The sequence below is a fragment of the Zhenpiania hominis genome (assembly GCF_014333425.1).
Classification (GTDB): Bacteria; Bacillota; Clostridia; order Peptostreptococcales; family Anaerovoracaceae; genus Hominibacterium; species Hominibacterium hominis.
Genome location: NZ_JACRYT010000040.1, coordinates 1 through 4,964 on the forward strand (window position 1 = coordinate 1; position 4,964 = coordinate 4,964).

The 4,964-nt window shown below is 45.4% G+C and carries 7 protein-coding genes; all 7 read right to left on the bottom strand.

What is annotated here, in order from left to right; genetic code table 11:
* Positions 1-174 precede the first annotated feature (174 nt).
* The gene (locus H9L42_RS16400) at positions 175-489 is read right to left on the bottom strand and encodes a DUF4406 domain-containing protein (protein ID WP_187304476.1); all 315 of its coding nucleotides are present in this window, start codon (positions 487-489) and stop codon (positions 175-177) included.
* On the bottom strand, positions 486-1,043 hold the full coding sequence (locus H9L42_RS16405; protein WP_187304477.1) for a hypothetical protein: 558 nt from the start codon (positions 1,041-1,043) through the stop codon (positions 486-488). Before H9L42_RS16405 ends, H9L42_RS16400 begins: the two co-directional genes overlap by 4 nt.
* On the bottom strand, positions 1,027-1,365 hold the full coding sequence (locus H9L42_RS16410) for a hypothetical protein (RefSeq protein ID WP_187304478.1): 339 nt from the start codon (positions 1,363-1,365) through the stop codon (positions 1,027-1,029). Before H9L42_RS16410 ends, H9L42_RS16405 begins: the two co-directional genes overlap by 17 nt.
* A 311-nt stretch (positions 1,366-1,676) precedes the next feature.
* The gene (locus H9L42_RS16415; RefSeq protein ID WP_187304479.1) at positions 1,677-3,548 is read right to left on the bottom strand and encodes a DUF927 domain-containing protein; all 1,872 of its coding nucleotides are present in this window, start codon (positions 3,546-3,548) and stop codon (positions 1,677-1,679) included.
* The gene (locus H9L42_RS16420) at positions 3,524-4,042 is read right to left on the bottom strand and encodes a CHC2 zinc finger domain-containing protein (protein WP_187304480.1); all 519 of its coding nucleotides are present in this window, start codon (positions 4,040-4,042) and stop codon (positions 3,524-3,526) included. The genes H9L42_RS16415 and H9L42_RS16420 overlap by 25 nt, the downstream gene beginning before the upstream one ends.
* Positions 4,039-4,497 carry an ERCC4 domain-containing protein gene (locus H9L42_RS16425; RefSeq protein ID WP_187304481.1) on the bottom strand — a complete coding sequence of 153 codons (459 nt, stop codon included), beginning with the start codon at positions 4,495-4,497 and terminating at the stop codon, positions 4,039-4,041. Before H9L42_RS16425 ends, H9L42_RS16420 begins: the two co-directional genes overlap by 4 nt.
* Before the next feature lie 12 nt (positions 4,498-4,509).
* The gene (locus H9L42_RS16430; protein ID WP_187304482.1) at positions 4,510-4,890 is read right to left on the bottom strand and encodes a single-stranded DNA-binding protein; all 381 of its coding nucleotides are present in this window, start codon (positions 4,888-4,890) and stop codon (positions 4,510-4,512) included.
* Between the last annotated feature and the right edge of the window lie 74 nt (positions 4,891-4,964).

The following is a 4,964-nucleotide window of genomic DNA, read 5'->3' on the forward strand; positions in this document are numbered from 1 at the left end:
TTGTCCCATCCTTCCGCCTCTTTATCCGATGCATCACAGCCGCCAAGCGCGGTAAGCATTTGCTCTACGTCTGAGCGCTTGATTAAATCGTTCATAGTCCCTCCTTTCTCCCCGCAGACCGTGTTATTCAATAAAAGGGTTCTGATCATTAACTGTTGCCTGCGGGGATGTGATTTACTTGTATTTGTCTTCCTGCTCATACAAGATCTCAAGCCCTAACGATTTCGCATAATCTCTCTCCATTCGTGCTCCCGGACTGCTTTCCCAATTCGACAGCATATAGATTGCGTCGCAGGTACTGATTAGCACTTTACAGATTTCCATGATTGCGTCTCGGTGCAGACTGTCATCAAGGTTCAATCTCTCCAGGAAAATCGGGTTTACAATCTCAAATTTCTCAATAAGCATATTTTCCGCATGTAGAAATCGCCTGATATACTCTTGACGATCTAATCCTGTGATTTTTCCCGCTATGTAAATTCGTTTCATCGTTCAACCCTCCCATAAAGCCTTAATGTCTCTGCCTTCTGTAAATCCGCATAGTGCAGCCCCTGTTTCCTCGCCTCCTGTTCTTTTTCAAACGCCCGGCTCGGACGGATTCTCTGTCCTGCTCCCAGCGCTTTCTTTGGTTCTCTTCCAGTTCGCTTAAACGGAATCCCATACTCCTTTGAGACTCTTGTCAGTCCTCCAATTCTTTTCAGGTCATTCTGCGTTAGTCCGATTTCATAAAGCTGCAGAACCGTCGGCATATGATCGATTCCAAGTGCTTCTTTACTGTCCAGGATTTTTTGTATAATCTCCTCTTCCGATAACTTTTTCACTTTTTTTCCTCTCGCGTAGGCTCTCCCTTTCATTGGGATTTTTGTTATCTTTGATATCTTTGTCAGACCTCCCACGCTCATTAACTGGTTTGAATGAATCCCGAACCCTGCAAGCTGCCGGGCAGTCGGAAGCGTATCCAGTCCGAGCGTTTCTTTACAGGCAAGGATTTTATCGATGATCGCTTTTTGTTTATCCTGCTCTGTTTTATTCTGATTCGCCACTCTCCCGCACCTCCCGGCTCTCTTTGAACTTGTCACACATAGCCGCTACCTGAATTAGTTCGCATGCTCCATTGATTGCCTTCTGCTTGATTTCATTTACAAGCTTTGAATATTGATGACATTCATCTCGATACACGCTTTGTTTCAGAGCCACTTCCCATATTGTAATCAGTTTTATTTCCGATTGTGCTTCACAAATTTCCTCGCGTAACAATGCCAGCGCTTCGTGATCGCTGTGTGCATATCCGTGATTTTTTATTGTGGATGTCTTTTCTTTATCGACTAAATCCGATATAATTTCTTTTAAAGCGTTCATATTCATTTTTTATCTCCTTTGGTACGAATGGTGCGAATCGGTACGAAATACAGTCGTACTATATAAGTGTTGATTTTTCAACCGTTATAGCGATGGTACGACTTGTACGACGATTTTTAACAACCTATATAGGCACTCTATCTATACTGGTAATTGTTTCCACTACATATAGAGTCTTATATAAGCTTTAGTAAAAGTGGTTGTACCGGTCGTACCGACACCTTTTAATCGCTGTAATCCAGTAATTGCAAAGGGTACGCGGTACAACTTTGGTTCGTACCGGTATTTATTTCCATTTTCTACAAACCGTTGAAATTTCAATGCGATTCCTCACTTTCAAACGTGCGACCACTTGTTTCCATTTCTTCAAATCCTTCCACCTGCCCCTCAATTTGCTTAATCACGACACAGTGACAGGCGATTTTATTGATTTTGACTGACTTTGTATATCCTTTCCCGTTTTTTTGCAATTCCAGCTTGTCGTTTCGTTTCAACCATGCTAAAAATGCAGTTGGATTAAATCCGTTTTCTGTGCAAGCCTTGTTAAAGACGCTGCGGATAACTGCTGCGGATCCGTAAGAAATCTTTCCCCAGATATCCGGCATTTTCTCCTGTTCTTCGTCGAATCGCGCACTGTTTTGTGCCAGCCACTCCATTAACCATTCATAGGCTTTCAGGTTCACGGAGACTTCTTCATGCGTCGACAGGAACTGTGCCACCTCTTTTACAGCAAGTCCGTTCCCGTCTTTAAAAATCAAATCGTCGATCAATGCGTCCGCGGTCAGGATAAGGCTGGCGGCCAGAGCTTGCTTTTCGGTAATTTCCGTCTCTGTCAATTCTTTATAGAGTCCTTTCTGGGTGGCTTTTGCAAGATCCATCCGCCTCTCTTCCATAAGCGCATCCACAAAGAGCTTTCCAGCATGTCCATAGTTTTTTCGAATCACTTCCACCAGCCCTGCAGGGTCTTTAAAGATTTTGGTATCTTCACAGCTGATTTCGATAATTCGGTTAATCGCTCCGCCGCCGGAATGGCTATTTGAAATTGGCTGCTCTCCCGTTGTGATAATGCAGTTGTTCCAGGTTCCCGTTCTCTGTAATCCCCCTGACTTTTGTCCCCGGTTTCGGCCCACCCCCTCTGAGAGTTGATAAATGAGCTGGTCAAAATCTTTTTTATCTTTCACAATCTGTAGTTCGTCCAGAATCAGCGGCAGCGAGTTCACGAAACTTGCGGAAAGTTCCTGCGCCACCGCAGTACTGTTAAACGTATGAATATACTTTCCCATCTCCGGATTCGCCCAGACCGACGCCGCCAGCATCAAACCGACTGTCTTTCCGGACTCTGTACCACCCCACAGATGGACGAAAAAAGGCAGGCAGTTGCAGGGGCCTACTAAGACCGATGCAAAGGAAGCTGCAACTAAGATTTTCGCCGGGACATTTCCTTCTGCCCGAATGGTCTTGACTGCCTCTTTCCACTTCTCAAAGTTCCCCCGTGTCCCGACACTTTCAAAGAAATGTTTGAAAGCAATGTCTCCATCGAACACAAGATTCTCGACATACGGAGCAAATCCCTCCTCGCCGATCCACCCAAGACGAGACACGGAACTTGATTCCGGGATTTTGTCATAGTTTAGATTTTCCACGTCGTGCAGATACTGCACCAGGTATTTCGCGTTTTCGCTCGTTACCGCCACACCATAATCAGACAGCCCTACAATCGAACTTGCGCTGGCGATCTGCCGGCGGTCAAAAATCATCTTTCGCCACTGTTTTCCTTTTCGATAAGCCAATTCCAGTTTTTCAATCCCGGTGTCAATATTTACCAGACGCTTGACCGGCAAAATCGGATGTACGCAGGCTACAATTTCACCCATATAACCCTCCCTGGTGATTCCTGAATCATCTGCCATCCAGGGGCCGGTATTCAGTTCAATTTCCTGTCCTTCAAAATCACTTGCATTATCCACATAGTCCGGGTCTTTCACCTTCCGCATGGTCTTGCAGTATCCGTCAAACAGTTTCTTAAAATTGCTGACCCCTGCCATCTTTGCCACTTCAGCCATTTTGTTTTTTGCCCGCTCATATTCAAATGGATTGTCTCTCTTTGCATATACCTCCTCGAAAGGGGCGGTTCCGTCTGTAAAGTCCTCTTTTGTGTAGACGGTCATTTCCTGACTGCCATCTCCCACAGCCTCGCCTCCTCTCCGCTGAAATCGTCCAGAAGGATGTCCAGCTTTTCTATCATGTCTTTTAACCACTCTTCGCCGTTACAGTACCGACGAAACAGCACTGCATGGACCGTACAGAGGGTTAAATAGTTTTGATGTAATTCTTCTTGATGCTCCTGATATCGTTTCTCTATGCGCCTGTTTTCAGCTATCTGCTGACGGGTTCGATAATCCGGTTCTTTTCCGATTAGTCCAAGATGAAAATCGCTATCCAGTTTTACAAGCGCTTGTCGAAAGCTAATTCCGTACGATTCCATCACAAAGTCAATGACCCCGCCATACGCTCCACAGCCGAAGCATTTATAGTGCTCGTTTTTAATGCTCAGGCTGGCGGTCTTTTCGTCATGGAAGGGGCAAAGAGCAAATCCCCTTCCGTTGAATTTCACGCCGTAGAATTCCATCACGTTTCTGAGTTTGAGTGCTTCAGTGATTTTCTTTGCCAGGTCATTCTTCATGATTCCGTCCCCAGCAGGCGGAGAATTTCTTTTCCTGTGTTTCGCTTGCTGCAGAACACATACTCCACATTGTGCTTGTGCTGCCATGCCCGCAGGATTCGATAGACCCGCTCTCCGATAATGGCTCCGAATTTCGGCTCCCACAGCATAATATCTTCCAGCCCGGAAATTGGCTTTCCGTCAATGCGGTCCTGCTCAATCAGGAAGTACATCTTGGCACCCATTTCATCCAGACGCTCCAGTTCTCGCTTCATTCGCTTATGATCGCTTGTAGCGTTCTGGGCGATCTCCGCGATATTTTGTTTCCGGTCGATAATAACCAGAGGACGTTCCAGATTGATGTAATCCCCCACATAGAGCTTACTGACAAAGTACTTTACATTCTGCCGCTCAAACTCCGCCACGATTTTTTGGATCGCCCGGCTTTTTTCTCTGCTGTCAATCTGTATCTGCATCTGTCGCCTCCTTTAGAATGGAATTTCTTCATCGTTCACTGCCTCAAATCCTTCCGGTACGTCGGGGTCACCTGACCGTTCCTTTTTACTTCCACAGAAATCAAAATTATTGACGATACATTTCCAGTTATATCGATTTTCTCCATCTTTGTTTTTATATTTCTGCTTCTGCATTTCACCAGATACGACAATCTCACTGCCTTTTTGAAAGAACTTCTCAATCACTTCCGCCCGCTTTCCGAACATGGCGCAGTCAAAAAAGTCCGCTTCTTCTCCATACTGCCGATCTGACGCAACGGTAAAGTTGCAGACCTTTGAAGATCCATTTTTTGTATCAATCTCCTTTAGCTCCGGATCTCTTGCCAGTCTCCCGTGAATAAATATTTTATGCATCGTAACCCTCCAAATAGGATACCGGTCCCGTGAGAACTTTGGTCTGTTTACAGTAATCGCAATGCTCACAGCGT